This window comes from Streptomyces sp. NPDC093065, assembly GCF_044754585.1.
In the GTDB taxonomy this organism is placed as follows: Bacteria; Actinomycetota; Actinomycetes; order Streptomycetales; family Streptomycetaceae; genus Streptomyces.
Genome location: NZ_JBIVPJ010000018.1, coordinates 38,448 through 65,422, shown reverse-complemented (window position 1 = coordinate 65,422; position 26,975 = coordinate 38,448). Strand labels below are relative to the sequence as shown.

The window sequence follows — 26,975 nt, the reverse complement described above, 5'->3', positions numbered from 1 at the left end:
GGCCCCGGGGCGGCGCCCCACCGAACCATCGCTCGGCGAAGAGCGCATCCTGGAGACACCGTGACAACCGAGCCCGCAGCGGCACCGCCCTGGTACCGGGAAGTGAGCCGCACGCGGTGGAAGTCGTTCTTCGCCGCCTGGATCGGATACGTCCTGGACGGATTCGACTTCGTCCTCATCACCCTGGTCCTGACCGAGATCAGTGACGAGTTCGGTCTGAGCACGGTCGAGGCCGCCGGCCTGATCTCCGGCGCTTTCATCACCCGCTGGCTGGGGGGCGCGGTGCTCGGCGCGGTGGGCGACCGCTTCGGGCGCAAGGCGTCCATGGTGGCGAGCATCCTGCTGTACTCGCTCGGCACCTTCGCGTGCGGCTTCGCGTGGGACTGGACGAGCCTGTTCACCGCCCGGCTGCTCGTCGGGACGGGCATGGCCGGCGAGTACGGCGCGAGTGCGACGTACGTGCTGGAGAGCTGGCCGGCTCGGGTCCGCAACCGCGCCTCCGGCTTCCTCATCTCCGGATTCTCGATCGGCTCGGTGCTCGCAGCCGAGTGCTACGAGTGGGTCGTGCCGAACCTGGGCTGGCGCTGGATGTTCTTCCTCGGCATCCTGCCGGTGATCGTCGCCCTGTGGGTGCGCCGCGCGCTGCCCGAGGCGGAGGAGTGGAGTGCCTCGGTCGGCGAGCGGCCGGAGCGGCCCAACCCCTTCCGGCCCCTGTTCGCCACCCGCGCCCTTGCCGCGGTCAACACGACCCTGGTGGTGCTGGGCACGGTCACCCTGTTCGCGGTGTTCACCCCGGTCGGGGCCGGTGCCGTCCCCGTGCTGTCCGTACTCGCCGGCGCCTGTCTGGTCGCGCTGGCCGTTCAGCTCGGCGGGCGCGAGGGCTGGCTGCTGTACCTGTCCCTGATCGTCACCGTCTTCGTGGCGTTCCTGTACACCTGGCCGATCCAGGCCCTGCTGCCCACCTATCTCAAGAACGACCTGGGCTACACGCCCGACCAGGTCACGGACGTCCTGTACTTCGCGGGCTTCGGCACGGCGGCCGGCTGCGTCCTGGCGGGCTTCGTGGGCGACTGGATCGGCACCCGCAAGGCGTACGCCTTCACGCTGACCGCCTCTCTGGCGTTCGTCTTCCCGGTGTTCGCGACCAAGGACGACCTGCTCCTGATGGGTGTGCTGCTCTTCGCCCTGCAGGCGCTGAGCTTCGGCATCTCCGGGCTGCTGCCGCGCTACATCGGCGGCCACTTCCCCACCGAGAGCCGCGGTTCGGGGCTCGGGTTCACCTACAACGTCGGCGCGCTCGGCGGCGCCGTGGCCCCGGTGCTCGGCGCCCGGCTCGCCGACGGGAAGTCCCTGGGCACCTCGCTGGCCGTGCTGACGTTCGCCGGCACGATCCTGGTGGTCCTTCTGGTCGGTCTCGACGTCCCGGCCCGCCTCAACCGGCTGGTCGACCCCGACGCCCCGCGCGATCACCTGGCGCAGGGGATCCCGGAGGCGAACGGATCGGCACCGGGACCGGCTCCGGCCGCGCCGGCGGCCGGCGGCGCCCCCGGACTGCGGCCGGCCGCGGAACGCACGGGCCCCGGCGGGCGGCACTGAGCCACGCGCTCTAGGCCGCCGCCGACCCGCCCGGTGCCCGGCAGCGGCCGTGACCGCCGGGCACCCGGGGCAGCCGCCCGTCACGCCTGCGGTGTCCGCGGCCTGGGCCAGTCCAGTCCGCGCTGTTCGGCGTCCAGGCCGCCGTCGCAGTCATCAACGTGCCCACGCGGTACCCGGACTTGGCGGACAGCAGGAAGAGCACCAGTTCCGCGACCTCTCCGGTGCTGCCCGCCCGGCCCGCCGGTACGGACTTCAGGAAGGCCTCGATGCCGGCGGCGATCCGCGGGTCCTCGCGGCCCGCCCGGGTCATCGGGGTGTCGATGAATCCCGGCGCGACGGCGTGAGGCGGATGCCGTCCGCTACGCAGTCGGCGGCGCGGGTGTAGTGGGCGATGGCCGCCTTGGTGGCGGGATGGGTGAGGACGCCGCCCTCGTCGGTCTGCGGGTCCGCCGGCGCCCGGGCCGCCTCCTCGGTTGTTGACGGAAACCGGCAGGCTCGCGCGCCGGCCCGCGCCGCCGGAGATCCCGGCGAACGGCACGAAGCCGTCGAGCCGCCCGTCGCACAGGCGGGTGACTTCGGCCGCGGCGGCGGCCCGTCCCGCCGGGGTGCCCAGGTCTGCCTCCACGTCGGTGCCGCGCAGATCGACGCCGATGACGCGCGGCGATCGAGCGGACAGGGCTGTCAGCCGGACCGCGAGTCCGCCGTCCACGAGGCGGTACTTTGTGCGTGCATGATCAAAGGGAAGCCGGCCGGGCAGGACGAGGAGGATGCGATGGCCAAGGCGGTGCGGGCCTCACTGGGCGAGATGTGGATCAAGTGTCAGATCTGCGGGGGCGACACCTTCCGCGAACGGGGGGTGAAACTCAACAGCACCGGCGGGGAGTTGTTCAATATGGCCTGGGCGGACGAAACCGCCACGGGGTTGATCTGTCTGCGTTGCGGTTACGTGCACCTCTTCGTCAATCAGCAGATGCGGCTGCACCGCGTCAAGGACTGATGCCGCCCGCCCTTCAGGTCAGCAGGTGCCGCGTGTGGGAGAGGCGGCGGGACGCGGCCAGCAGGGCGTGGATCTGCGGGCCGACGTGGTCGATGTGCCGCACGGCCCTGTGGAAGGGCAGCCGGACGTCGCGGTGACCCCGCGCGCGTTCGAGGCGAAGCGTCAGTCCGTAGCGGTCGATGCCCACCGGGACCACCCGCCGCACTTCCCTGCCCGGCAGAGGGCGCACCAGGCGCAGGAGCAGGGGCACGAGCTCGGGGTGGTCGTCGACGAGGTGGGTGAGCAGGCCCGCCTCGCTCGTTGCCAGGGGGTCGAGGTCGGCCGCCTCCAGCTCCGCGAGGGACACGAAGGTACGCCCGGTGGCGTCCTCCAGGACGCACTGGCCGAACTCCATGCAGGTGCTCTCGGCGGAGTCGGGGTCGTACGGCGCGGCCAGCAGCCCGGTCAGGGTGACGCGGGCGCGCAGGCGGTCGCGTACGGGGGTGGGGGCGATGTCGGTGAGTTCCAGCCGGATCGGCACCCGCCCGGCCGGCGGGGCACCGGGGCCCTCGAACGGGGCGTGCAGATGGACATGGCCCATCACCCCGGCGCCGTCGAGGTGCTGGACTTCGGTGTGCCGACCGTCGGTGACCACGGTCATCGAGTGGGCGGCGGCCAGGATCGAGCGGGCGCGTTCGGCGGCTGACGGCACGCCGGCACGCGAGGGGGTACGACGCATCCGGCGTCCTCCCGGAGGTCAGTGAGTTAGGTTTGCCTAACCTAACTTACCCGAGCCTCGTTGTCAGGACGACAGGGCCCACTACGCCGAAGGCCCTCGAAGGCGGGCGGCGGATGCAGAAACACCCGACCGCCGCGGACCGCCGGGTGGTTCACCGCCGTGACACGCCGGCCTGCCCCCGGAGCCCCGGCACGAAGGCGTCGATGAGCGGACAGCGAGCCAAGGCCGACCTACGTTCGAGTGCCGGTCCGGCGCACCGCGGCCGCTTCGCCGACCAGTTCGCACCAGGCGAGGTCGGTGGCGCCCGCCTGTGCGGCGTCCGCGGCGGCCGGCCAGCGCTGCCAGAATCCGCCCTCGCTCCACGCGGTGAAGCGCCGGTGTGCGGTGGAGTGCGAGACGCCGAAGTACGGCGGCAGCTGCTGCCAGCCGCAGCCCGAGGTGAGGACGTAGACGACCGCGGTGAGGGCGGCGCGCTCGTCCTCGGAGGCGGCGGGCAGCAGGGGCGCGGCGGCCTCCCACAGCACGTCGGGGACCAGGCGCCGGGCCAGCGCCGGGTCGAGTGCGGACGAGGAGCGGCCACGGGGTGCCTCCAACGGTGCGGTGGTCTCCTCGGTGCGCTCGCCGGCCGGGGTGCTCGCCCCGTCCCGCGTCTCCCCGGCGTCGTCCGCCTGCGCCTGATAGGCCTTCCACTGCGTGAGCAGATCGTGGTGGCTGCCGCGGATCCAGCGCATGTAGTCGCGCATGTTGCCGAGCCGGCGGCGCGGCGCCTCCTCCTCGGGGTCGAGCAACGCCAGCGCCTCGACGGCCAGTTCCTCCTGCCGGTCCAGGTGGCGCCGTTCGCCGGCCAGAAAGCTCCCCCACACGTCGTCGTCGACACGGAAGTAGTGGCCACGCCTGCCGGGCACCGCGTGCCGTCTGATGAATCCCGCCTCGACCAGCCGGCGGGTCGCGAGCGAGACCGAGCCGGCGCTCACCTTCAGCTCCCGGGCCAGCTCGGCCGAGGAGACGTACGGAACGTCGGTGATCAGGAGGTAGGCGACGATACGGCCATCCATGCGTCCGCTGCCCGCGCCCTCCCAGACCAGGCCGACCTCCTCGACGAAGAGCTCGCGGCTCCAACCCCCCGCTCCCTGACGCCTGCCGGTGTCGCGCGCGGTGCCGTCCCCGGCGTCGCCGCCGCCCATGTTGCCTCCCAGTAAACTTTCATCTCATGCTAAAAGTTTTGCACTTTTGCATTGACATGGCATCTCAGCGACACCCAGTATCCCGGTACGCGCCGCGTTGAGAACCCCGAATCCGGCCCCTCTCCCGGTCCGGCACACGGCGCCCGCCCTCTCCTCCAGGGAGTCGTCTTGCGCAGAACATCCATGCTCACGGCCACGGCAAGTCTGTCCCTTCCCCTCGTTCTCGTCCTGGCCGGCTGCTCCGGCGGCGGCACGGACGGGGGAGCCGCCGCCGGCGGATTCTCGGTCGCCGTCGGCGAACCCGACCATCTCACCCCCGGCCGTACCACCGTCGGCTACGACCAGGTGCGGGTGCTGTTCGCTCCGCTGGTCAAGGTCGACGACAAGGGCAGGACCAGTTACGTCCAGGCCGAGTCGGTGACCTCCTCCGACGCCCGCCACTGGACCGTCGAGCTCCGTTCCGGCTGGACCTTCCACAACGGCGAGCCCGTCACCGCCCAGAGTTACGCCGACGCCTGGAACGCCACCGCCTACGGTCCCAACGGCTGGGCGGGCAACGGCCAGCTCGCCGGGATCGAGGGGTACGAGGCGCTGAACCCGGCCGAGGGCAAGCCGAAGACCAGAACGCTCTCCGGAGTCGAGGTCGTCGACGCCACCACCCTCAAGGTCACCCTCTCCAGCCCCGACAGCCAGTTCCCGCTGCGTCTCACCCCGAGCCAGACCGGCTTCTACCCGCTGCCGAAGGCCGCGTTCAAGGACCCCGAGGGCTACGACAAGGCGCCCGTCGGCAACGGCCCCTTCGAGATGGCCGACGCCTGGAAGGCGGACGAGGGCGCCACGGTCACCGCGTACGACTCCTACCGGGGCACCAAGCCGAAGGCACCCGCCATCACCTTCAAGTCCTACGCCGATCTCAACACCGCCTACACCGACGCGCTGGCGGGCAACACCGACGTCATCGGCGTGCCGGTCAGCAAGTACGGCCAGGCCAAGGCCGACTTCGGAGACCGCCTGCACACCTACGAGGCCCCGTCGCTGGAGTTCATGGCGCTGCCCCTGAAGGACGAACGGTACGGCGACGTACGGCTGCGCAAGGCCCTGTCCATGGCCATCGACCGGGACGCGGTGAACAAGGCCATCTACGGCGGCCTGTACACCCCGGCCACCTCGCTCACCCCGCCCTCCGAGGTCGGCGCACGGACCGGCCTGTGCGACGCCTGCGCCTACGACCCGGCGGCGGCCAGGAAGCTGCTGGCCGAGGCGGGCGGCTGGTCCGGGGAGCTCACGATCACGTACCCGGGCGGGCTCGGTCTCGACGAGCTGTACAAGGCGATCGCCAACCAGATCCGCCAGAACCTGGGCATCGACGCGGTCCGGGCCGAACCCACCGCCGACTGGGCGGAGTTCAGCGAGAAGGTGCTCGGCAAGAAGATCACCGGTCTCTCGCACGCACACTGGGGCGCCCTGTACCCGAGCATGCAGAACACGTTGCAGGGCGTCTTCACCGAGAGCGGCGGCTGCATGTGCAGCAACTACGGCGACAAGGCCGTCGACGAGCTGCTCCGGCAGGCCGACGCCGCCACCGAACCGGCCGCGGCACAGCGCCTGTACAACGACGCCCAGAAGGAGATCCTCAGGGACTTCCCCGTGGTCCCCCTGTTCTTCGGCAGCTACGTCTACGCCGCCACGGAGCGGGTGTCCGGAGTGACCGTCGGCCCGGCCGACGTCGAACTCACCCGCATCTCCGTCACGGGCTGACCCGCCCCGGCCGCCCGCCGCACGCCCGCCCCTACGCCTCGGGAGTTCCGTACCCGTATGACAGCCGCGACGTCAGAATCCGCCTCCTCCACCACCCCTTCCGCACCGGGTCCCGACGCCTGGGTACGGCAGGCGGCGACCGTCCCGCCGACTCCCGCCTATCCGGGCGTGGACGAACTCGTCGCCCGCTTCCGTGAGTTGGCGGCCCGTCACCCCACGCTGGTCACCGAGCGCCGTATCGGCACCTCCGCACTCGGTGAACCCCTGTACTGCTTCACGGTGGCCGAGGACCGCCCCACCGCCGAGGAGGACGGCGGTTACGTCGTCGTGGGCGGTGTCCATCCCAACGAGCCGGTCGGCGCGGTCACCACCCTCCACCTCGCCACCGCCCTGTGCGAGGACCCGGACCTGCGGGCCCACTTCGGCGGTGCCTGGCACATCGTGCCCTGCGTCGACCCCGACGGGGCCCGGCTCAACGAGGGCTGGTTCGCCTCCCCCGCCGACAAGCGCGCCTACGGCCGCCACTTCTACCGGCCGGCCGGCGACCAGCAGGTCGAGTGGACCTTCCCCTTCGCCTACAAGGACGCCTACTTCGACCGGGTGCTGCCCGAGACGCTCGCGCTGATGCGGCTCCTGGACGCCACCCGCCCCCGCTTCCTGACCACCCTGCACAACTGCGAGACGGGCGGCGTCTACTACTACCTCAACCGGCCGGCCCCCGCCCTGTACCCGCTCCTCGCCGACATCCCGGCCTCCCTCGGCATGCCGCTGGCCACCGGCGAACCCGAGGCGGCGCACGCCCCGCGCCACGCCCCCGCGGTCTACGGCTGCATCGACATGAAGGACGCCTACGACTACCTCGAAGGGCTGGGCGCCGACGCCGCCGGCAAGATAGCGGGCTCGTCCAGTGCCGCGTACGCCGAGAAGTACGGCACCTTCTACTTCGTCACCGAGGTGCCCCACTGGAGCCACCCGGACGCGGACGACGACTCGCCCGCCGAACAGCGGTACGCGGACGTGGTCGCGCGCCGGGCCCGCGCCCTGGACGAGACCGGCACCTTCCTGGGCGGCATCCTCGACCGGGCGAGCCCCCACCTGACCATCGCGACCCCCTTCCTGCGCGCCGTACGCGACTTCGTGCCCTCGCTGACCGAGGTCGCCGCCCTGGAGTCGGCCCGCGTGGACGACCTGCCGGACCGGGCCGCGACCGTCGCCGAACGCCACGACTGCGAGGCGAGCGTGCACAGCTTCCGCATCCGCGTCGGCGGCATGCTGCTGCGCGCCCTCAACGCCGAACTGGCCGCCGGCACCGCCACTCCCGAGGTGCGCGGCTGCCACCGTGAACTGCTCGCCGCCTACGAGACCTGGGAGCGGGAGGCCGACCGGGTCACGGGTGAGCCCATCGCGATCTCCACGCTGGCCGGCATCCAGTACGGGGCGCTGCTCGCCGCCGCGGACCACGCGCGCGCCGGCGACACCTCCGCGGCGCGACCGGAGCGCACCGGGGAACCACGATGACCTACCTCGTACGCCGCCTGCTGGAGGCGCTGCTCGTCTTCTTCGGCATCAGCCTGGTCATCTATGCGATGACCTATGTACTGCCCGGTGATCCCGTCGCCGCACTCGCGGGCGACCGGCCGCTGGCCCCGAGCGTGGTGCGGGCACTGCGCGAACAGCACCACCTGGACGACCCGTTCCTCGTCCAGTACGGCCACTATCTGGCCGGACTGTTCCAGGGCGACCTGGGCACGGACTTCAGCGGCCGTCCGGTCGCCGACCAGATGGCCGACCGCTGGCCGGTCACGATCAAACTGGCCCTGACCGCCTGGGTGGTCGAGGCCGTCGTCGGCATCGGACTCGGCGTGCTGGCGGCGCTGCGCCGGGGCACCTGGACGGACCGCACGGTGCTGGCGTTCACCATCGGCGCCACCTCGGTCCCGGTGTTCGTGCTCGCGTACACCGCGCAGGTGGTCCTCGGGGTGAAGTTCGGCCTGTTCCCGGTCGCCGGAACCACCGAGGGCTGGCCGGCCGGCTATGTGCTGCCCGCCCTGTGCGTGGCGGCCTTCGGACTGGCCTCGGTGTCCCGGCTGGTGCGCGCCGAGGTCATCGACAACCTGCGCGCCGACTACGTCCGCACGGCCGTCGCCAAGGGTCTCACCCGGCGCCGGGTGGTCGGCGTGCACGTCCTGCGCAACTCCCTGATCCCGGCCGTCACCTTCCTCGCCGTGGACCTCGGTTACCTCCTCGGCGGCACCGTGATCATCGAGGGGGTCTTCAACCTGCCCGGCATCGGCCAGCTGCTCTTCCAGGCCGTCCGTGGGCACGCCGGGCCGACGGTGGTGGGGGTGTCGACGGCGCTGATCCTGATCTTCCTCGCCGCGAGCGTGCTGGTCGACCTCCTCAACAGCCTTCTGGACCCGAGGATCCGCCATGACTGACACCCTGACCGCTCCGGTGGACAAGTCCCCGGACGGCGCCGCCCCGCCGGTCTCCTCCGCCGGCGCAGGATGGCGCGCACTGCGCCGCAGGCCCGCCTTCCTGCTCACCGGGGCCGGAGTCCTGCTGCTCGTCCTCGTCGCCGCCGCACCGGGTCTCTTCGCGGGCTGGTTCGGCCACGGCGACCCGACCGTCTGCGACCTCACGCACAGCGCGCGGGGCCCGTCCGCCGGGCACCCCTTCGGCTACGACGTCCAGGGCTGCGACCTGTACGCCAACGTCGTGCACGGGGCGCGCGCCTCGCTCGGGGTGGGCTTCCTGGCCACCGCCGCCTCGCTCGCCGTGGCGCTCGTCCTCGGCTGCCTGGCCGGCATGGCGGGCCGCATCGTGGACAGCGTGGTCGCCCGGCTCACCGACGTGTTCCTGGGCTTCCCGTTCCTGCTCGGCGCGATCGTCGTCCTGAACACCCTGCCCACCCGCGACATACCGACGGTGGCCGCCGTACTGGCACTGTTCGGCTGGCCGACCATGACCCGGGTGGTCCGCGCCTCCGTCCGTTCGGTGCGCGAGGCCGACTACGTCGTGATGGCCCGCAGTCTGGGCGCCGGCCCCTGGGACATCGTCCGCAGGCACGTCCTGCCCAACGCGCTCACCCCGGTGCTGGTCCTCGCCACCATCACCGTGGGCGGGGTCATCGTGGCCGAGGCCGCGCTCACCTTCCTCGGCGTCGGACTGCAGTCCCCCTCGATCTCCTGGGGACTCCAGCTGGCCGGGGCGCAGAACTCCTTCCGCACCCATCCGCATCTGCTGATCTTCCCCGGGCTGTTCCTCTCCTTCACCGTCTTCGTCCTGATCACCTTCGGAGACACCGTGCGCGACGCCCTGGACCCGAGAGGACGGTGACCCCGTGACGACCACGACCGGCGGCACATCCGCCGAGCCGCAGCCTCTGCTGGAGGCCGAGGACCTGACCGTCGACCTGCTGTCCGGGGCCCCGGGCCCGCCCCGGCCCCGGCGTGTGGTGCGCGGTGTCTCCTTCACCCTGCACGAGGGCGAGACCCTGGCCCTCATCGGCGAGTCCGGGTCCGGCAAGAGTCTGTCGGCGATGGCGCTGATGGGTCTGCTGCCCGCCACCACCGCCGAGGTCGGCGGCAGCGTCCGCCACCGCGGTACGGATCTGCTCACCCTGCACCCCGACGCGTTGCGCGCACGGCGCGGCAAACACATCGCGATGATCTTCCAGGACGCCCTGTCCGCCCTCAACCCCACGCTCACCGTGGGCTTCCAGATCGCCGAGGTGATCCGCGCCCACGAGAAGGTGGGCCGCCGCGAGGCCCGCGCCCGCGCCGTCGAGCTGATGGCCCGGGTCCGCATCCCCGACCCCGCCCGCCGCTACCGCGACTACCCGCACCAGTTCTCCGGCGGCATGCGCCAGCGCATCATGATCGCCTCGGCCCTCGCACTCGCCCCCGACATCCTGATCGCGGACGAACCGACCACGGCCCTGGACGTCACCGTGCAGGCGCAGATCATGGAGCTGCTCGCCGAACTGCGCGAGGAGACCGGGTCCGCGCTGCTGCTGATCACCCACGACCTCGGCCTCGCCGCCACCGCGGCCGACCGGGTCGCCATCATGTACGCCGGGCACATCGTGGAGCAGGCACCGGTCGGGGAACTCTACGACCGGCCCGCCCACCCCTACACCGAGGGCCTGCTCGCCGCCCTGCCCCGCCTGGAGGGGCCGCCCGGCGATCTCACACCCATCCCCGGTACTCCCCCGGCCCCCGGGCCCCTGCCGCCCGGCTGTTCCTTCCGTACGCGCTGCCCCGCCGCCCGCGACTCCTGTGCCACGCGGCAGCCCGCGCTGCTCCCGGCTCCGTCCGCACGGCTCGTCGCCTGCCACTACCCGCTGGAGGCCTCCAGTGCCCGATGACGTCACAGACACCGGCAAGGGCCCGACCGCCACCGCCGCCGCACCGGTTCCGCCCGTGCTGCTGGAGGCGCGCGAACTGGTCAAGCACTACACCTCGGGGGGTCCGTTCGGCATCGGCCGCGGCCGGGCGGCGGTCCGCGCCGTCGACGGGGTCGACCTGACCCTGCGCAGCGGCAGCACCCTGGGGCTCGTCGGCGAGTCCGGCTGCGGCAAGTCGACCCTCACCCGGCTCCTGCTGGCCCTCGACCGGCCCACCTCCGGCACGGTACGCGTGGACGGGCGGGACCTGCTCGGCCTGTCGCGCTCCGAGCTGCGGCGCCGCCGGCGCGACATCCAGCTCGTGATGCAGGACCCGTACACGTCGCTGGACCCGCGGATGACCGCCCTGGAGACCGTCCGGGAGCCGATGGACGTCCACCGCGACCCGGAGGCGAAGGAGAGCCGGTCGGCCCGGGCCCGCGAACTGATGGAGATGGTCGGCCTCGACCCGGACCACGGGCACCGCCACCCCCACCAGTTCTCCGGCGGCCAGCGCCAGCGGCTCGGCATCGCCCGGGCGCTCGCCCTGCGCCCCAGGATCCTGCTCTGCGACGAACCGGTGTCGGCCCTCGACGTGTCCGTGCAGGCGCAGGTGATGAACCTGCTCAAGGAACTGCAGCGGACCTTCGGTCTTTCGTACGTCTTCATCGCCCACGACCTGGCCGTGGTCCGCAACATCGCGGACGAGATCGCCGTCATGTACCTGGGCCGGATCGTGGAGCAGGGCGACCGCGACACGGTGTACGGCCGTCCCGCGCACCCCTACACCCGCGCGCTGCTCTCCGCCGTTCCCGAGCCGGACCCGCGCCGCCGGGGCAGGGGCGAGCGCATCGTGCTCCAGGGCGACCCGCCGAGCCCGGCCCGCCCGCCGGCCGGCTGTCCGTTCCACACCCGCTGCTGGAAGAGCGAGAAGCTCTGCACCGAGGAGCGGCCCGTACTGAAGCCGACCGAGCCCGGCGGCGGCCGCCGCGTCGCCTGCCACTTTCCCGAGACCGACTGACGGACGGAACAGATGCTGCAACAGGAGATCTTCCGGGTCGACGACCCCGGGTGGATCCGCGACCTCGCCCATGCCCATCCCTGGGCCGCACTGATCAGCAACACCGAGCACGGCGGCCTGGTCGTCTCCCATCTGCCGGTACTGGTCGAACGCGCCGCACCGGACGACCCGGACGGCACGCTCACCCTGCTCGGTCACCTGGCCCGCACCGACGCCCTGGAGCACGAACTCGGTTCGCACGACGTCGCCGTGGTGCTCCAGGGACCGCACGGCTATCTCTCGCCCGTCTGGTACGAGGAGACACCGCACGTCCCCACCTGGAACTTCACGGTCCTGCACGTCCACGGCAGGCCCGAGATCCTCGCCCCCGACGAGACCTACGGCGTCCTGTCCGCCACCGTGGACCACTTCGAGGACCGCTTCCCCGAGCCCTGGCGGCTGGCCCGGGTCGAGGACTACGCCCACCGCATCGCCCCGGGGGTGACCGGGTTCCGGCTGCCCGCCGCGCGCCTGACGGCCAAGGCGAAACTCAGCCAGGACGAGTCCGAGCACGTGGTGCGGCGCCTGACGACGGCCCTCGAGTCGGACCAGCCCTACGCTCATCCCCAACTCGCCCGTGCCATGCGCGACATACGGAGGAAGCCGTGACCTCGACCACCACCACCGTGCCGGCCGGCTACGCGCGGGCCGCCGCGCCGCCCGTCACCCTGCGCCGGGTGCACCTGGGCGCGGGCGGGCCGCTGAGCGACGTCCGGACCGAGGGCGGCCTGGTCACGGCCGTCCACCCGGCGGGCGCCGCCCCGCGGGCCCAGGGAGAGGATCTCGACCTCGACGGGCGCACCCTGCTGCCGGGGCTGTGGGACGCCCACGTCCACATGGTCCAGTGGGCCGGTGTGCGCCGCCGTCTCGACCTGTCCGGCGCGGGCTCGGCCCGGGACGCGGCGGACGCCACCGGGCTGCGGGCCGAGGGCCTGCCGGCCGACGAACGGCTGATCGGCTACGGCTTCCGGGACGCGTTGTGGCCGGACACCCCGCACAAGGACCTCCTGGACACCCTCGTCCCCGACCGGCCGACCCTGCTGATCAGCATGGATCTCCACTGCGCCTGGCTCAACTCGGCCGCGCTGGCCGCGGTGGGGCGCGGCGGGCACCCCACCGGCCTGCTCTTCGAGGGCGAGAGCATGCGGGCCATCGCCGAACTCACCGCCGTACCGGCGCGGGTGACGGACCAGTGGGTCCGGGAGGCCGGCGCTGCCGCCGCCGCCCGGGGCGTCACCGGCATCGTCGACTTCGAGTACGCGGACAACATCACGGACTGGACCCGGCGGATGAGCGAGGAGGAGGCCGGGACGTTTCCCCTGCGGGTGGCCGCCTCGATCTGGCTCCCGCAGCTGGAGGGCGCGATCGCCCGCGGTCTGCGCACCGGCCGGCCGCTGCCCGTCCCGGGGGGTCTGCTGGAGGTCGGGCCGTTCAAGCTGCTCACCGACGGATCCCTCAACACCCGGACCGCACTGTGCCACGACCCGTATCCGGACCGGGACCCCGAGGAGCCCGGTGCGCGCGGGCTGGAGGAGGTGTCCCCGGAGGAACTCGTCTCGCTGCTGCGCCGCGCGTCGGGGCACGGCATCACACCCGCCGTGCACGCGATCGGGGACCGCGCCAACGAGATGGCCCTGGACGCCTTCGAGACGGTGCGCTGCCGGGGCAGCGTCGAACACGGCCAGCTCCTCGCCGCCAAGGACGTCCCGCGCTTCGCCGAGCTGGGGATCACCGTCAGCGTCCAGCCCACCCATGCCGTGGACGACCGGGACGTCGCCCGGCGGCACTGGGCGGGCCGTACCCACCGCGCCTACGCCTTCGCGGACCTGCTGGCCGCCGGGGCCGTCCTCGCGCTGGGCTCCGACGCACCCGTCGCCCCGCTCGACCCGTGGCTGACCATCGCCTCCGCGGTCGAGCGGACGGACGACGAACGCCCGCCGTTCCACCCCGAACAGCGCATTCCGGTGACGGCCGCCCTCGCCGCCTCGTCCCGGGGCCGACGGCTGATCCGGGTCGGCGACGACGCGGACCTGGTGATCACCGACGCCGACCCGCTGACCGCGGACACCGCCACCCTGCGGGCCATGCCGGTGCACGCGACCATGCTCGCGGGTGCCTGGACCCACCGGACGTCCTGAGCCGCGGTACTCCGCCGCGTCGGCCGACGGACTCGGCGGCCGACGCGGGCCACCGCCGTCACGGGCGGCGCGTGGCGGCGGCCAGGTCCGCCTCCAGGCCGGTGAGCAGGGTCTCGATCGTGTAGCGGTACAGCGTCTCGCGGTTGCTGTCCGGGGTGTCCGTCCAGTCGCGCAACCAGGACCGCATGGCGTCCCAGCCCACTCCCGCGCCCGGGGGCGGGGGCATCGCCGCCAGCTCGGCGGCGACATCACCGCGGTCGGCGAGCCTGCGGTCGTCGTCCAGCGCGATCAGCAGGGCCGCGCTGTTGAGCAGTACGGCATAGGCGAGCGGGGCCCGCTCGCCGAAGCCCGCCTCGGTGAGCAGTCCGACGCCACGGTCCATGATCGGCAGGGCGGCGGGAACCGTCGCACCGTCGCGGGCCAGCCGACGGGCGACGCCCGGGTGACGCGCGATGACGGCACGGCTCGGGTAGAGCAGCTCCCGGAACCAGTCCTGCCAGCCGAGTTCGGCCGACGGGTTGGGCATCATCGCGACCACCCGCTGCACCACGGCGCCGACGACGGCCTCACGGTCGCCGACGTGATGGGCGACGGTGTTGGGCCAGGTGTCCAGCGCACGGGCCAGCTGGCGGACGGTCCAGCCGTCCAGCCCGTGCTCACGGGTCAGCTCCAGCGCGGCGTCCACGACCCGGTCGGGTGTGAGCGCCGGCCGGTTCCGCCGCGACGGACTCGGGGCCGCGGGGGTCGCCGACTCGCCGGTGGGTGCTGCCATGAACGCTACGGTCTCACAACCTCCCTGGTCGGCTCCGCGGCGGGCTGAACTCCCTGTACATCAAAGATAGGTAAGGCTAACCTATTTGGACACTGTCCAATCAGATGGGGAGAACGGGAGCAGCCATGCCGACGAACCGGCCGTCCGCCGCTCAGGGCCCGCGCGAGAGCGAGCGGCCACCGCGCACCGGCCTGGTGCTCACGGTCGTGTGTCTGTGCCAGCTGATGGTCGTGCTGGACATCTCGGTGGTGAACGTCGCACTGCCGTCGATCAGAACCGACCTGGGCTTCGGCGCGAGCGGGCTGCAGTGGGTGGTCAACGCGTACACGCTCACCTTCGGCGGCCTGCTGCTGCTCGGCGGGCGCGTGGCCGACCTGGTGGGCCACCGTCGCGCGGCGGTGGCCGGGCTCGGCGTGTTCGGACTGACCTCGCTGCTGGGCGGCCTGGCCCAGACACCGGGCGAACTGATCGTCGCGCGGGCCGCGCAGGGCGTCGCCGGGGCGGCGCTGCTCCCGCTCAGCCTGACCGTGATCACCGCGACCTTCGCCGAGGGGCCGGCGCGGCACCGTGCGCTGAGCCTGTGGGGTGCGGTGGCCGGGGCCGGCGGCGCGGTCGGCGTACTGCTGGGCGGCGTGCTGACCGAGTACCTGGACTGGCGGTGGGTGCTGTTCGTCAACGTCCCGATCGCCGCCGTGGCGATCCCGCTGGCCGTGGCCTGCCTCACGGACGTGCGGCCCGCCCGCCGTCCGCGGGTGGACGTGATCGGCGCGGTGCTGGCCACGTCGGCGATGACGGTGCTGGTGTACGCCATGGTGCGCACCGACACCTACGCCTGGGGCTCGCCCCGGACCCTGGGCGGCCTCGCCCTGGCCCTGCTGCTCGGCACCGCGTTCGTGCTGGTGGAGCGGCGGACGGCCGAGCCGCTGGTGCGGCTGGGGATCCTGCGGGCGCGCTCCCTGTGGGTGGCCTGCGTGGTCGTCTTCCTGATCGCCTGCGGTCAGTTCGGCGCCTTCTACTTCGCCTCGCTCTACCTCCAGGGCGTCCTCGGCTACAGCCCGGTCGCCACCGGGCTGGCCTTCGTGCCGTTCAGCGTCGGGGTGGTGGCGGGCACGGTCGTCGCGAGCAGGTTCATGCCCCGGACCGGCGCCCGGCCGCTACTGGTCGGCGGGCTCGCCCTCGCGGCGGTCGGCATGGGCTGGTTCGGCTGGGTGAGTCCCGACGGCAGCTTCCTCGGGGACATCCTCGGGCCGTCCCTGATCGCCTCGTTCGGGCTCGGCCTGTGCATGGTCACCAACACCGCGGCCGGGACCTCGGGGGTGTCGCGGGAGGAGGCCGGGCTGGCCTCCGGGCTGCTCAACTCCGCGCGCCAGTGCGGGGGAAGCATCGGCCTGGCCGTCCTCGTCACCGTCGCCACCACGGTCACCCGCGACCACGCCGACCCGGCCGGCCCCGCCGGGCTGACCGCGGGCTACGGCCGGGCCTTCCTCCTCGCCGGCATCCTCATCGCGGCGGCGGCGCTGGCCTCGGCCGTCTTCCTGCCCAAGTCCCCGCCCCGCCCTGCCGAGACGGCGGAACCGGCCCCCGCGACGACCACCTGAGCCGGCTCGGCAGGACGCTCCCGGCCCGCGCTGCCCCGGCACGGGTGCCCCGGTCCTCTGCCGCCCGCCACCCGGCCCGGCCGGCACCTGGCGCGCGGACCGACGGCGCGCCACCCCCGGCAGGGATGGCGCGCCGCGCGTGAGGACGGTGCTGTGCCCGACGCCGGGCCGGTCACCGGCTCAGCCGGGTGTGTCAGTGGCGACCGCCGCGGCGGTGGTGGCCCCAGGACTCGCTGTCGACGAGGCGGCGGTGATCGTTGCGGAGGGTGGCGGTGTCGGACCGGTCCCACACGTAGTTGTGGCGGTCCTGGTACACGTCCTTGCGGGTGTCACGGCCCTGGCCGGTGTGGACGCGGACGGTGGCGCGGCCGTCCAGGCGGTAGTGGCGGAAGGTGTAGGTGTGGCCTTCCTCGTCCTTGAGGGTCCAGCCGTGCAGGTTCACCGCGCGGCGGGTGTTGTTGGTGATCTCCACCCACTCCTTGTTCAGCGAGCGGTTGGAGCGGTCGTCACGACCCGGGGATTCGTACTGGACGCGGCTGATCTCCACGTTCGGCCGCTTCGCCCGGTGGTCGCGGTCGGCGGCCGTGGCCGGCACCGCGACCGCGGCGGTCAGAGCGCCGACGGTGAGGGCGGCAGCGGTCAGACGGCGGGCGGTGATGGACTTCGACACAGGTTCCCCCTGCTGGGTACAGGCACAACACGACCGCGAGGCCCGGAGGCCGCGAGACCGGGTTGAGCGTGGTGCGGTGGCGGCCGGTCGGCCGCGCAGTCACAGATTGCCGACCGGTCGACCGGTTCGTGGAGAAGGCGTGAACGGCGTTACCAACCGTCCATGCCGCCGTGACAGTCGTCTGTAATATCCATTTATGCGCTGAATGCGTCAGGTTGACGGCCACGTCGGACAAGATGCCTTGCGCACGCTGGCCTGTGACTCTCGAGCGCCACGGCTCGCCACCCCGGGCGCGACGGGGCACTCACCCGAAAGTGAGTAACAACCTCGCGTGCCACTGGGGGCCGCAGATGTGAGTGCCGGGCTCCGCGGCCCGGAGCCGACATACGGGCTGCGGACACGTGGTGGCGAGCGGCAGCCCCGTGAGGCGGGAGCGGGAGTGACGGCTCCTGTGCTTCGGTCTTGTCTGCCAGACCGGTACTCCCTGGCCTCTTCGGACGTCGCCTCGCGTGACCTTCGCGGACGCAAGGTCAATACTTCCCTTGCAGGCCTCTTGTCGGTCTGTGCTACGACTCGCCGCGAGTACCTGACGCCGCGTCATCAACGTCAGCGTTGAGTCGGCATCAGTACCGCCGGGACCCCCTCACGACCGCCACCCACCGCCGAGATCACGAACTGACCTCCACCACCCCGACCAGCAGCAGAAACACTGGTCATACGCCCATCTGCTACCTAGGAGATTCCCTTGAGGATGCTCATCAACGTCCCCGAGACCGTCGTCGCGGACGCGCTGCGCGGTATGGCGGCCGCCCATCCCGAGTTGACCGTGGACGTGGAGAACCGGGTGATCGTGCGGCGGGACGCCCCCGTGGCCGGCCAGGTCGCGCTGGTGTCGGGCGGTGGTTCCGGGCACGAGCCGCTGCACGGCGGGTTCGTGGGCCCCGGGATGCTGTCGGCGGCCTGTCCGGGTGAGGTGTTCACCTCGCCGGTGCCGGACCAGATGGTGCGGGCCGCGGCGGCTGTGGACAGCGGGGCCGGGGTGCTGTTCGTCGTCAAGAACTACACCGGTGACGTGCTCAACTTCGACATGGCCGCCGAGCTGGCCGAGGACGAGGGCATCCAGGTCGCGAAGGTGCTGGTCAACGACGACGTGGCGGTGACGGACAGCCTTTACACGGCCGGCCGGCGCGGCACCGGGGCGACCCTGTTCGTGGAGAAGATCGCCGGGGCGGCGGCACGGGAGGGACGGCCGCTGGAGCAGGTGGAGGCGATCGCCCGCCGGGTCAACGAGAGCTCCCGCAGTTTCGGCGTGGCGCTGAGCGCCGTCACGACGCCGGCCAAGGGCAGCCCCACCTTCGACCTCCCCGCCGGCGAGCTGGAGCTGGGCATCGGCATCCACGGGGAGCCCGGCCGGGAGCGGCGGCCCATGATGACCTCGGGCGAGATCGCCGAGGCCGCCGTGGACGCCGTGCTGACCGACCTCGGCCCGAGCAACCCCGTCCTCGTCCTGGTCAACGGCATGGGCGCGACGCCGCTTCTGGAGCTGTACGGCTTCAACGCCGAGGTGCAGCGGGCGCTCGGCGAGCGGGGTGTGGCCGTGGCCCGCACCCTCGTCGGCAACTACGTCACCTCCCTCGACATGGCCGGCGCCTCGGTCACCCTGTGCGAGATCGACGAGGAACTGCTCGGACTGTGGGACGCGCCGGTCAGCACTCCGGGCCTGCGGTGGGGCATGTGACGGCGGACGGGGGAAGAATCGCGACGTACCTACCAGGCAAGGAGATCCCGTGCTCGACGCCGATTTCTTCCGCCGTTGGATGACGGCGACCACCGCACTGGTCGACCGCGAGGCGCAGCGGCTCACCGCCCTCGACTCACCCATCGGCGACGCCGACCACGGCAGCAACCTGCAGCGCGGGTTCACGGCCGTGGCCGCCGCCCTGGAGAAGGAGGCGCCCGAGACGCCCGGCGCCGTCCTGATCCTCGCCGGGCGGCAGCTCATCTCGACGGTCGGCGGCGCCTCCGGGCCCCTGTACGGCACGCTGCTGCGCCGTAGCGGCAAGGCGCTCGGGGACGCGGCCGAGGTGAGCCGGGAGCAGCTGGCCGAGGCGCTGCGGGCGGGGGTGGACGCCGTCCGGACGCTGGGCGGTGCCGTGCCGGGCGACAAAACCATGGTCGACGCCCTGGTGCCCGCCGTGGACGCGCTGGGCGACTCGTTCGCCGCGGCCCGCGCGGCGGCCGTGGAGGGGGCCGAGGCGACCACGCCGTTGCAGGCCCGCAAGGGCAGGGCCAGCTATCTGGGCGAGCGCAGCATCGGTCACCAGGACCCGGGGGCGACCTCGGCCGCGCTGCTCTTCGAGGCGCTGAAGGAGACGGCCGGTGAGTGACGGGCAGCGGTTGGTGGGCATCGTGCTGGTCTCCCACAGCGCCGAGGTGGCCGCCTCCGTGGCGGCACTGGCGAAGGCGCTGTCGGGCGGCGCCGGGGCGGTGGCCGTCGCCCCGGCGGGCGGTACCGCCTCCGGCGAGTTCGGCACCAGTTCGGAGCTGGTGGCGGCCGCCGCCGCGTCCGTGGACCGGGGTGCGGGGGTCGCCGTCCTCACCGACCTCGGCAGCGCGGTGCTCACCGTCAAGGCGCTGCTCGCCGAGGGCGACGAACTCCCGGACAACACCCGCCTGGTGGACGCGCCCTTCGTCGAGGGCGCGGTGGCGGCGGTCGTCACCGCCTCGACGGGGGCCGACCTCGGGGCCGTCGAGGCGGCGGCCGCGGAGGCGTACTCCTACCGGAAGAACTGAGCGGCCGGTCCCGTCCCGGCGCAAGGTCCGGGGCGGCCGGCCCCGCCGGGTCCCGGCCCCGCCGGGTCCCGGCCCCCCGCACCGCTCAGCCTCCGGCCCGCTCAGCCCCGGCCCCGCTCAGCGCCCGTCCACGAACTTCCGCGCCAGCCGCTCCCCCGCCTTCTCGGTCGCGGCCGTGTCCTCGACGGGCTCGACCTCGCTGTCCTTGAAGACGATGTACGTCACGTCGGAGGCCACTCCGCCGCCCGCCGGGTCCGCCGGGATGCCGAGGGAGCGTGCTGCGGCGTAGGAGGCCTCGCCGACGAGGTCGCTGGGGCCGACGTCGCCGACGACCGCGTACCGGACCCGGTCCCCGTGGACGAGGGCGGCGAGCGATCCGCCGCGGATGCCGTCCTCCCGGGGGTCCCAGATGTCGCTGGGTCCGGGCACGACGACGTAGGGTAGACGTTCGGCGTCCAGGGGGCCGCCGTCCGACTCCGTGTACGCGGTGGCGGGGCTGAAGTGCGGGTCGGTGCGGCCGTTGCACCGGTCGCCGGGCCGGCCGTCGCAGTCGACGTCGAGGTCTGCCTTCCAGTACACGGCGTCCCGGGTGCCGCAGACCGGGATGTCCGCCGGCGCTCCGGCGTCGCTGCGGTAGCGCCCGCGCGAGACGGGCTCGCAGTCCCGCACCCTGGCCAGCAGGTCGGCGGCGCGCACCGGTCCCTCGTCCCCGCCCCGCTTCGCACCGGCACCGGCACCGGAGCCCGGTACGACCCGCGAAGGGGACGCGGGCTGCCCGGACGGGACGTGCGGGACGGGCCCGACCCGGACTCCGGACCGGTCCGCGCGCGGCGGCTCGACCCGGTCCGGGGCGCCGGGCAGCAGGATCCGCGCCGGGTCGGGCAGGGGCGCGGGCGGAGCGTCGGGGAACGTCGTGGGGGCGAGCAGGGCGGCGCTGGCCGCGACCAGTGTCAGCGACTGGACACGCACGATGGGGCCTCTCCTCGGGGACAGGGACGAACACTCGGCCCCATCTGTCCCCGAAACGCTCGCGCGACCACCTTTTGCAGGGCCAGACGGTGCACACCCGGCGTCCGCCGCGCGCGTCGCAGAGGGGGCGACCGGGGGCGGGCGGGCCGTGCCTGTTCCGGCTCCGGCCCGTCCGGCCGCCCACGCCGGCGCGGGGTCAGCGACGACAGCGGTCCACGCGCCTTCGGCCCGAACATCCCCGGAAATCCGGAGAGTTCGGCCGTGAGGTGACTCAGCATACGTAACCCGTCCGAGTGACCGTGACCCACGGCCCTCTTGATGCGAGCGCGTCACAGGCGCCATATTGGTCCGGACCATTGCAGCCCGGGATGGGAGGCAGAGCCATGCGTGACGTTCCCGTTCCCGTGCGCCGCTGTGCCCTGCTCTGCGGGGCCCTCGTGCTGCTCACGTCCTGCGGCTGGGGCGCGGGCGAGGACGGCGACGACGGTGGGCTGCCCGCGGTGCCCACGGGCGTGACCGCGGCGGCCGGCAGCGCGACGACCGTGCATGTGATGTGGCACGCGGTCGGCGGCGTCGAGACCTACGAGGTGTACCGCGGCGGCACGCTGGTCAAGGAGGTACCGGCGTCCGAACGGATGGTGGACGTGACCCGGCTGCGCCCCTCGACGGCGTACGCCTTCACCGTGCGGGCCCGGGACGCCGACGGGCGGCTCGGACCGCGCAGCCGCGAGGTGCGGGCGACCACCCCCGCCGCGGCGGGCGACGACTCCGCGCCCACGCGCCCGGGGAACGTGCACGGCAGGACGGCGGGCAGCCGGGCGGTCCAGCTCACCTGGTCGGCCGCCAAGGACGACCGCGACGTCGTGTCGTACGACGTCTACCAGGGCGACGCGAAGGTGCACAGCGTCGGTGGCGACCAGACGGCGACCGTGGTCACGGGGCTGCGACCGGGCACCCGCTACTCGTTCACCGTCCGGGCGCGGGACGCCGCCGACAACCTCTCCCCCGCCGGCGCCGCCGTCCGCCTCACCACCCCGGGCTTCGACGACGGGCACGCCACCGCGCCCACCGGACTGCGTGCCGCCTCCCACCTGGCCGACGGGGCGTACTACCTCGACCTGTCCTGGACCCCGCCGCCGGCCGACGACCCGGTGACCGAGTACCAGATCCACCTGGACGGCCGTGCGGCGACCTCGCTGGTCTACGGGGCCGACGCGCCGCGCGACCGCGCCGAGTACAGCTTCTACACCGGTCGCGAGGCCGGGGTCACGCACCGGGTGAAGGTACGGGCGCGGCTGGCCGACGGGACCTGGGGCGGGTTCTCGGAGGAACGGAAGGTGACCACGGGCGGGGAGTGACGGCCCCCGCTCCGTGCAGCGCCGGCCCGGCCCGGTGGACGCGTCACCTGGGCGGTCGCGCTCCGCATGCGGGCGCGGCCGGTGCCCTGTTGGCTGCCAGAGGGGGCACGGGCGTTCCCGATCCCGGCGGCGCAAGGGATGTACCGCCGACCGTGCCGCCGGAGGGCAGTCCACATGCGCATCTCATCGCCACTTCTCCGCTCCGGTGCGACCGTGGCAGCCGTCGCCGCGCTGCCCGTCGTCCTGGCCGCCGGACCGGCACAGGCCGGCCCGGGGATTTCCGTGAGCACCACCGGGACCACCGTGTCGGTCACGACCACGGCCTGCGCCCAGCTCAACGGCAGTTGGGGCACCGCCTCGCTGCTCACCAGCAGCCAGCGGGACTTCGCCCAGGGGCGTCAGGTGGCGCTGTCCGGCAGTGGTTCGGGCCAGTCCGCGGCCTGGTCGGGGATCACGCCGGGCACGTACACGGTGATCGTCATGTGCTCGAACAACAGCACCGCCGGCACCCAGACGGTCATCGTCTCCTCGGCGCCCTCCCCCTCGCCCTCGCCCAGCCGTTCCGCCACTCCCTCCCCGTCCGCGTCGCCCGGCGGTGTCATGGGCGGTCTCGGCGGGGCCGTCCAGGACTACGGCACGGCCACCCTGGTGGCGGGTGGCGCGCTGGTCGGCGCCGGGGTCATCGCCGCGGCGTGGTTCCTGCGCCGCCGCTCGAAGCCGTACCGGTTCTGAACGGGTACCCACGAAAGGCGGTCAGGCCGGTTCGTCGCCGGGCAGCTCGGCGAACTCCGCCAGCGCGCGTCTGAGCCACTGGGTCCAGAACGTCTCCAGGTCGATGCCGGCCCGCAGCACCAGGTGCCGCAGCCGGTCCTCGGTGCTGTCCCGACCGGGCGGGAAGTCCCGCGCCTCGATCTTCTCGTACTCGGCCAACTGCCGCTCGTGCAGCTCCAGATGCCGGCGCAGGTCCGGCCCGACACCGTCGGTGCCGACCACGGCGGCGGCGCGCAGCCGCAGCAGCATGGTGTCCCGCATCGGCTTGGGATCGTGCGGGGCCGCGGTCCAGCGGGCCAGTTCGGCGCGGCCCGCGGGCAGGACCTCGTAGGACTTCTTCTGCCCGCGCGCCGGCTGCTGGCCGGGCAGGGCGCGGATCAGGCCCTCCGCCTCCAGTTTTCCCAGCTCGCGATAGATCTGCTGGTGCGTGGCCGACCAGAAGTAGCCGATCGACCGGTCGAACCTGCGGGTCAGCTCCAGCCCCGAAGACGGCTTTTCGACCAGGGCGGTGAGGATCGCGTGCGGGAGTGACATGGGCTCATCCTAGGGACGGCCCGCCCTTCGCCCGCCCTCCCTCACAGCGCCGCCGCCAGCTCGGTGCCCTGCTTGACGGCACGCTTGGCGTCCAGCTCGGCGGCCACGTCGGCGCCGCCGATGAGGTGCGCGCCGATGCCCGCGGCGACCAGGTCGTCGTACAGGCTCCGGCTCGGTTCCTGGCCCGTGCACAGGACGACCGTGTCGACTTCCAGCACGGTGGACTCGTCGCCGACGGTGATGTGCACTCCGGCGTCGTCGATCCGGTCGTAGCGCGCGCCCGGGACCATGGTGACGCCGCGGTGCCTGAGCTCGGCGCGGTGGATCCAGCCGGTGGTCTTGCCGAGTCCGGCGCCGACCTTGGTCGTCTTGCGCTGGAGCAGGTGGACGGTGCGCGGCGGGGCGGGACGCTCGGGCGCGGCGAGGCCGCCGGGGGCGCGGTAGTCCATGTCGACGCCCCAGAGGCGGAAGTACGTCTCGGGGTCCTCGTGCGCCTTGTCGCCGCCGTCGGTGAGGTACTCGGCGACGTCGAACCCGATGCCGCCCGCGCCGAGGATCGCGACGCGCTCGCCGACGGGGGCGCCGTCGCGCAGGACGTCGAGGTAGCCGACGACGGACGGGTGGTCGACGCCGGGGATGTCGGGGGTGCGCGGCGTGACGCCGGTGGCGACGACGACCTCGTCGTGACCGGTGAGGTCGTCGACGCCGACGCGGGTGTTCAGGCGCACGTCGACGCCGTGGACCGCGAGCTGCGTACGGAAGTAGCGCAGCGTCTCGTCGAACTCCTGCTTGCCGGGAACCTTGCGGGCGACGTTCAGCTGACCGCCGATCTCGCTCGCGGCGTCGAACAGGGTGACCTCGTGGCCGCGTTCGGCGGCGCTCACCGCGCAGGCCAGTCCGGCCGGTCCGGCGCCGACGACGGCGACGCGCTTGCGCAGCCGGGTGGGGGTCAGGACCAGCTCGGTCTCGTGGCAGGCACGCGGATTGACCAGGCAGGAGGTGATCTTGCCGCTGAAGGTGTGGTCCAGGCACGCCTGGTTGCAGCCGATGCAGGTGTTGATGGCCTCGGGGCGGCCGGCCGCGGCCTTGGCGACGAAGTCGGGGTCGGCGAGCATCGGGCGGGCCATCGAGACCATGTCGGCGGTGCCCTCGGCGAGCAGCCGCTCGGCGACGTCGGGGGTGTTGATGCGGTTGGTGGTGACGAGGGGGACGGACACCTCGCCCATCAGCCGCTTGGTCACCCAGGTGTAGGCACCGCGGGGGACGGAGGTGGCGATGGTGGGGATCCGGGCCTCGTGCCAGCCGATGCCGGTGTTGATGATGGTCGCCCCGGCGGCCTCGACGGCCTTGGCCAGGGTGATCACCTCGTCGAGGGAGGAGCCGCCGGGCACCAGGTCGAGCATGGACAGACGGTAGACGACGATGAAGTCCTCGCCGACGGCCTCGCGCACCCGGCGGACGATCTCGACGGGGAAGCGGGTGCGGTTCTCGTACGAGCCGCCCCAGCGGTCGGTGCGGTGGTTGGTCCGCGCGGCGATGAACTCGTTGACGAGGTAGCCCTCGGAGCCCATGATCTCGACGCCGTCGTAGCCGGCCGTACGGGCCAGCCGGGCGGTGCGGACGTAGTCGTCGATGGTGCGCTCGACCTCGGCGTCGGTCAGCTCGCGCGGCACGTGCGGGCTGATCGGGGCCTGGAGCGCGCTCGGGGCGACCAGGTCCGCGTGGTAGGCGTAACGGCCGAAGTGCAGGATCTGGAGGGCGATGCGGCCGCCCTCGCGGTGCACGGCGCCGGTGACGGCACGGTGCTGCTCGGCCTCCGCCTCGGTGGTGAGCTTGGCGCCGCCCTCGTACGGGCGGCCCTCGTCGTTGGGGGCCATGCCGCCGGTGACGATCAGCCCCACTCCGCCGCGGGCCCGGGCGGCGTAGAAGGCGGCCATGCGCTCGAAGCCGCGCTCGGCCTCTTCCAGGCCGACGTGCATGGAGCCCATCACGACCCGGTTGGGCAGCGTGGTGAAGCCCAGGTCGAGCGGGCTCAGCAGATGCGGGTAACGGCTCATCGGGCCCTCCGTGCGCGGTGTGGTGCCTCTGTTGTAGAGGACCGCCACCCTATTTTGCAACTAGTTGCATAACGGGGTGGCGCACACCTCACCGCACACGGACGGCCCGGCCCGGCGGCCGTCGAACTCGGCGGCTTTCGAACTCAGTGGCTTTCGAGCCGTACGTGCAGCTCCCGTTCCTGGTCCCCGGAGGCCGTGCTCAGATCGTGCACGGTGAACAGGGAGTCCAGGGTGGTGCGGAACCTGTCGATCGCCCAGTAGCCGCCCTGCACGTCGGCCTCCACGGACGCCCCCAGCCGGGCTGGGTCGCACTCGCCGCCCTGGGCGTCGGCCACGTCGAAGGTGCCGAGCCAGACGGTCGGACGCACCTCGTCGTACTCCCGGGTCACGTCGCCCGCGTGCCGGTCGGAGGGGAAGCACGCGCACAGGGTGTCGAAGACGACCCGGGCGTCCTCCTTGCTGCATCCGCTCAGCTCCACCGAGACGGACTCCGGATGCAGTCGCTCACCGTCCATCGTGATCGCTCCCTCTCGTGGACACAGCCGATACCACCAGAAAAGCACCACCCGCCGCCCGGCGCGAAGGGGCCGGGTCAGCCCCGCGTGAACCGGTACGTCTTGCTGTCGGTCAGCACGCAGAAGCCGGGTGACACGACGATGACGCGCAGGGTGCCGGTGCGCCGGTCGTAGTCGACGCCCTCCGCCTCGAAGGAGCCGGAGCAGGCGCTGCGCAGGGGCAGCTGCCGCAGGGCGGTGACGTGTCCGGTGACGTCGGTGCCGTCCGGCGCCGCCGACAGGTCGATCCTCAGCAGCGGCTTGGTGATGCCGAACAGGGCGCCCTCCGGGTCGTCGGAGGAGCAGAGCAGCGTGGTGGGGTCCAGGAAGTCGCAGCCCTGGACTTCGCGCACGGCGTGGTCCAGGTGGACGGTCGCGGCCTGCGGAAGGTTCGCCGAGGGCGAGGTCGCGGGGTTGACGCCGGGAGTGGGGAAGACCAGCAGCCGGTTCATCGTGCCCCACTCGCCCGCCAGCATCCACTGGCCGTCGGGCGAGACCGCGGACCACGAGTTGTTCAGCGCCTCCCCGGCGCTCAGCGTGTGCACGTACTCCGACCAGCTGCCGTCCGGCGCCTGCACGCGGAACATCTTCGTGTTCCCGTCGTCGCGCTGGTACGGCTCGATGTAGTGACCGTCGTAGGAGGCGTCGGGGTCGCCGACGTGGTTCCAGCCCCGGGCGCCGACGCCGAGCGGGACGGTGCCGATCCCGGTGTAGCGGTTGGGGCTGCCCGCCGGGACCTCGACCGAGGCCAGGCCCTGGCTCTCGGTCAGCGGGTCGGCGCGGTCGGAGCCCACCTCGGTCCAGGTGTCGGCGGCGGGGGCGGCCGCGGTCGCCGGACCGGCGAGAGCCAGGGAGAGGGCGAGGACGGCGAGGCCGGTCAGGGCTGTGTGACAACGTTGCCGGGGGCGCAGGGGCATGGGGGCTCCTCGGTGGGGGCGGCCGGGGCGGCACGGGCGGGCTCGGGGCACTCGGCGCACAGTCTGGACCGCCCGCGCGGTCATGTACAGACCAACTCCGGACGCCTTCGTGCGGCGCCCGCCGTGCCGCGGGGAGATGCTGGA

The 26,975-nt window shown here is 73.0% G+C and carries 25 protein-coding genes and 2 pseudogenes; 16 read left to right on the top strand and 11 right to left on the bottom strand.

What is annotated here, in order from left to right:
* Positions 1-60: 60 nt before the first annotated feature.
* Positions 61-1,596 carry a sialate:H+ symport family MFS transporter gene (locus ACIQFU_RS27395; protein WP_402554864.1) on the top strand — a complete coding sequence of 512 codons (1,536 nt, stop codon included), beginning with the start codon at positions 61-63 and terminating at the stop codon, positions 1,594-1,596.
* A 10-nt stretch (positions 1,597-1,606) separates the two neighbouring features.
* Here ACIQFU_RS27395 and ACIQFU_RS27390 read toward each other — a convergent pair whose 3' ends face one another.
* Positions 1,607-1,906 carry a hypothetical protein gene (locus ACIQFU_RS27390; RefSeq protein WP_402554863.1) on the bottom strand — a complete coding sequence of 100 codons (300 nt, stop codon included), beginning with the start codon at positions 1,904-1,906 and terminating at the stop codon, positions 1,607-1,609.
* Between the two features lie 81 nt (positions 1,907-1,987).
* Here ACIQFU_RS27390 and ACIQFU_RS27385 point away from each other — a divergent pair, with 81 nt between their 5' ends.
* Positions 1,988-2,593 (top strand): hypothetical protein, encoded by a 606-nt coding sequence (locus tag ACIQFU_RS27385; RefSeq protein ID WP_402554861.1) that lies wholly within the window; start codon positions 1,988-1,990, stop codon positions 2,591-2,593.
* Between the two features lie 13 nt (positions 2,594-2,606).
* On the opposite strand, the gene ACIQFU_RS27380 is transcribed toward ACIQFU_RS27385, so the two are convergent.
* From ACIQFU_RS27380 to ACIQFU_RS27370, 3 genes and pseudogenes are all read right to left on the bottom strand, one after another.
* Positions 2,607-3,311 carry a DUF2470 domain-containing protein gene (locus ACIQFU_RS27380; protein ID WP_402554859.1) on the bottom strand — a complete coding sequence of 235 codons (705 nt, stop codon included), beginning with the start codon at positions 3,309-3,311 and terminating at the stop codon, positions 2,607-2,609.
* A gap of 335 nt (positions 3,312-3,646) precedes the next feature.
* A pseudogene (locus ACIQFU_RS27375) lies at positions 3,647-4,174 on the bottom strand (transposase); the annotation flags it as partial.
* A gap of 45 nt (positions 4,175-4,219) precedes the next feature.
* Positions 4,220-4,366 (bottom strand): annotated as a pseudogene (locus ACIQFU_RS27370) (MarR family transcriptional regulator); the annotation flags it as partial.
* Positions 4,367-4,663: 297 nt separating this feature from the next.
* On the opposite strand from ACIQFU_RS27370, the gene ACIQFU_RS27365 reads away from it, so the two are divergent.
* From ACIQFU_RS27365 to ACIQFU_RS27330, 8 genes are read left to right on the top strand one after another with little or no spacing between them, the layout of a single operon-like run.
* The gene (locus ACIQFU_RS27365) at positions 4,664-6,253 is read left to right on the top strand and encodes an ABC transporter substrate-binding protein (RefSeq protein WP_402554858.1); all 1,590 of its coding nucleotides are present in this window, start codon (positions 4,664-4,666) and stop codon (positions 6,251-6,253) included.
* Between the two features lie 57 nt (positions 6,254-6,310).
* Complete coding sequence (locus ACIQFU_RS27360; protein ID WP_402554857.1) at positions 6,311-7,771, top strand: M14 family zinc carboxypeptidase; 1,461 nt, start codon at positions 6,311-6,313, stop codon at positions 7,769-7,771.
* Positions 7,768-8,691, top strand: coding sequence for an ABC transporter permease (locus tag ACIQFU_RS27355; RefSeq protein WP_402554856.1), 924 nt, complete (start codon positions 7,768-7,770; stop codon positions 8,689-8,691). The genes ACIQFU_RS27360 and ACIQFU_RS27355 overlap by 4 nt, the downstream gene beginning before the upstream one ends.
* Positions 8,684-9,592 (top strand): ABC transporter permease, encoded by a 909-nt coding sequence (locus tag ACIQFU_RS27350; RefSeq protein WP_402554855.1) that lies wholly within the window; start codon positions 8,684-8,686, stop codon positions 9,590-9,592. Before ACIQFU_RS27355 ends, ACIQFU_RS27350 begins: the two co-directional genes overlap by 8 nt.
* Positions 9,593-9,596: 4 nt before the next feature.
* Positions 9,597-10,622 carry an ABC transporter ATP-binding protein gene (locus ACIQFU_RS27345; RefSeq protein WP_402554853.1) on the top strand — a complete coding sequence of 342 codons (1,026 nt, stop codon included), beginning with the start codon at positions 9,597-9,599 and terminating at the stop codon, positions 10,620-10,622.
* On the top strand, positions 10,612-11,661 hold the full coding sequence (locus tag ACIQFU_RS27340) for an ABC transporter ATP-binding protein (protein ID WP_402554852.1): 1,050 nt from the start codon (positions 10,612-10,614) through the stop codon (positions 11,659-11,661). Before ACIQFU_RS27345 ends, ACIQFU_RS27340 begins: the two co-directional genes overlap by 11 nt.
* Before the next feature lie 12 nt (positions 11,662-11,673).
* Positions 11,674-12,309: an FMN-binding negative transcriptional regulator gene (locus ACIQFU_RS27335; RefSeq protein ID WP_402554850.1), complete on the top strand. Its 636-nt coding sequence runs from the start codon at positions 11,674-11,676 to the stop codon at positions 12,307-12,309.
* On the top strand, positions 12,306-13,838 hold the full coding sequence (locus ACIQFU_RS27330; protein ID WP_402554849.1) for an amidohydrolase: 1,533 nt from the start codon (positions 12,306-12,308) through the stop codon (positions 13,836-13,838). The genes ACIQFU_RS27335 and ACIQFU_RS27330 overlap by 4 nt, the downstream gene beginning before the upstream one ends.
* 58 nt (positions 13,839-13,896) lie before the next feature.
* Here ACIQFU_RS27330 and ACIQFU_RS27325 read toward each other — a convergent pair whose 3' ends face one another.
* Positions 13,897-14,610, bottom strand: a complete 714-nt coding sequence (locus ACIQFU_RS27325; RefSeq protein ID WP_402554847.1) for a TetR/AcrR family transcriptional regulator — start codon at positions 14,608-14,610, stop codon at positions 13,897-13,899.
* Between the two features lie 125 nt (positions 14,611-14,735).
* Between ACIQFU_RS27325 and ACIQFU_RS27320 the strand changes: the two genes are divergently transcribed.
* Positions 14,736-16,208 carry an MFS transporter gene (locus ACIQFU_RS27320; RefSeq protein ID WP_402554845.1) on the top strand — a complete coding sequence of 491 codons (1,473 nt, stop codon included), beginning with the start codon at positions 14,736-14,738 and terminating at the stop codon, positions 16,206-16,208.
* Between the two features lie 193 nt (positions 16,209-16,401).
* Here ACIQFU_RS27320 and ACIQFU_RS27315 read toward each other — a convergent pair whose 3' ends face one another.
* Positions 16,402-16,878: a lamin tail domain-containing protein gene (locus ACIQFU_RS27315; RefSeq protein ID WP_402554844.1), complete on the bottom strand. Its 477-nt coding sequence runs from the start codon at positions 16,876-16,878 to the stop codon at positions 16,402-16,404.
* A 745-nt stretch (positions 16,879-17,623) separates the two neighbouring features.
* Here ACIQFU_RS27315 and dhaK point away from each other — a divergent pair.
* The 3 genes from dhaK to ACIQFU_RS27300 are packed head-to-tail and all read left to right on the top strand — an operon-like array spanning position 17,624 to position 19,671.
* Complete coding sequence (gene dhaK, locus ACIQFU_RS27310; protein WP_402554842.1) at positions 17,624-18,616, top strand: dihydroxyacetone kinase subunit DhaK; 993 nt, start codon at positions 17,624-17,626, stop codon at positions 18,614-18,616.
* Between the two features lie 49 nt (positions 18,617-18,665).
* Positions 18,666-19,265 carry a dihydroxyacetone kinase subunit DhaL gene (dhaL, locus tag ACIQFU_RS27305; protein WP_402554840.1) on the top strand — a complete coding sequence of 200 codons (600 nt, stop codon included), beginning with the start codon at positions 18,666-18,668 and terminating at the stop codon, positions 19,263-19,265.
* A complete protein-coding gene (locus ACIQFU_RS27300; protein ID WP_402554839.1) occupies positions 19,258-19,671 on the top strand; it encodes a PTS-dependent dihydroxyacetone kinase phosphotransferase subunit DhaM in 414 nt (137 codons plus the stop codon). The genes dhaL and ACIQFU_RS27300 overlap by 8 nt, the downstream gene beginning before the upstream one ends.
* A gap of 117 nt (positions 19,672-19,788) precedes the next feature.
* On the opposite strand, the gene ACIQFU_RS27295 is transcribed toward ACIQFU_RS27300, so the two are convergent.
* Positions 19,789-20,640, bottom strand: coding sequence for a glycoside hydrolase family 75 protein (locus ACIQFU_RS27295; protein ID WP_402554837.1), 852 nt, complete (start codon positions 20,638-20,640; stop codon positions 19,789-19,791).
* A gap of 383 nt (positions 20,641-21,023) precedes the next feature.
* Between ACIQFU_RS27295 and ACIQFU_RS27290 the strand changes: the two genes are divergently transcribed.
* Both ACIQFU_RS27290 and ACIQFU_RS27285 read left to right on the top strand, forming a co-directional pair.
* On the top strand, positions 21,024-21,998 hold the full coding sequence (locus tag ACIQFU_RS27290) for a fibronectin type III domain-containing protein (RefSeq protein WP_402554835.1): 975 nt from the start codon (positions 21,024-21,026) through the stop codon (positions 21,996-21,998).
* A 174-nt stretch (positions 21,999-22,172) separates the two neighbouring features.
* On the top strand, positions 22,173-22,730 hold the full coding sequence (locus tag ACIQFU_RS27285) for a hypothetical protein (protein ID WP_402554833.1): 558 nt from the start codon (positions 22,173-22,175) through the stop codon (positions 22,728-22,730).
* Positions 22,731-22,751: 21 nt separating this feature from the next.
* Here the strand turns inward: ACIQFU_RS27285 and ACIQFU_RS27280 are convergent, their stop codons facing one another.
* The 4 genes from ACIQFU_RS27280 to ACIQFU_RS27265 form a co-directional block, all read right to left on the bottom strand.
* Positions 22,752-23,303 carry a PadR family transcriptional regulator gene (locus tag ACIQFU_RS27280; RefSeq protein ID WP_402554831.1) on the bottom strand — a complete coding sequence of 184 codons (552 nt, stop codon included), beginning with the start codon at positions 23,301-23,303 and terminating at the stop codon, positions 22,752-22,754.
* A 41-nt stretch (positions 23,304-23,344) separates the two neighbouring features.
* Positions 23,345-25,360 (bottom strand): FAD-dependent oxidoreductase, encoded by a 2,016-nt coding sequence (locus ACIQFU_RS27275; protein WP_402554829.1) that lies wholly within the window; start codon positions 25,358-25,360, stop codon positions 23,345-23,347.
* A gap of 143 nt (positions 25,361-25,503) precedes the next feature.
* On the bottom strand, positions 25,504-25,875 hold the full coding sequence (locus ACIQFU_RS27270) for a hypothetical protein (RefSeq protein WP_402554827.1): 372 nt from the start codon (positions 25,873-25,875) through the stop codon (positions 25,504-25,506).
* 77 nt (positions 25,876-25,952) lie between these two features.
* On the bottom strand, positions 25,953-26,831 hold the full coding sequence (locus ACIQFU_RS27265) for a hypothetical protein (protein WP_402554826.1): 879 nt from the start codon (positions 26,829-26,831) through the stop codon (positions 25,953-25,955).
* Between the last annotated feature and the right edge of the window lie 144 nt (positions 26,832-26,975).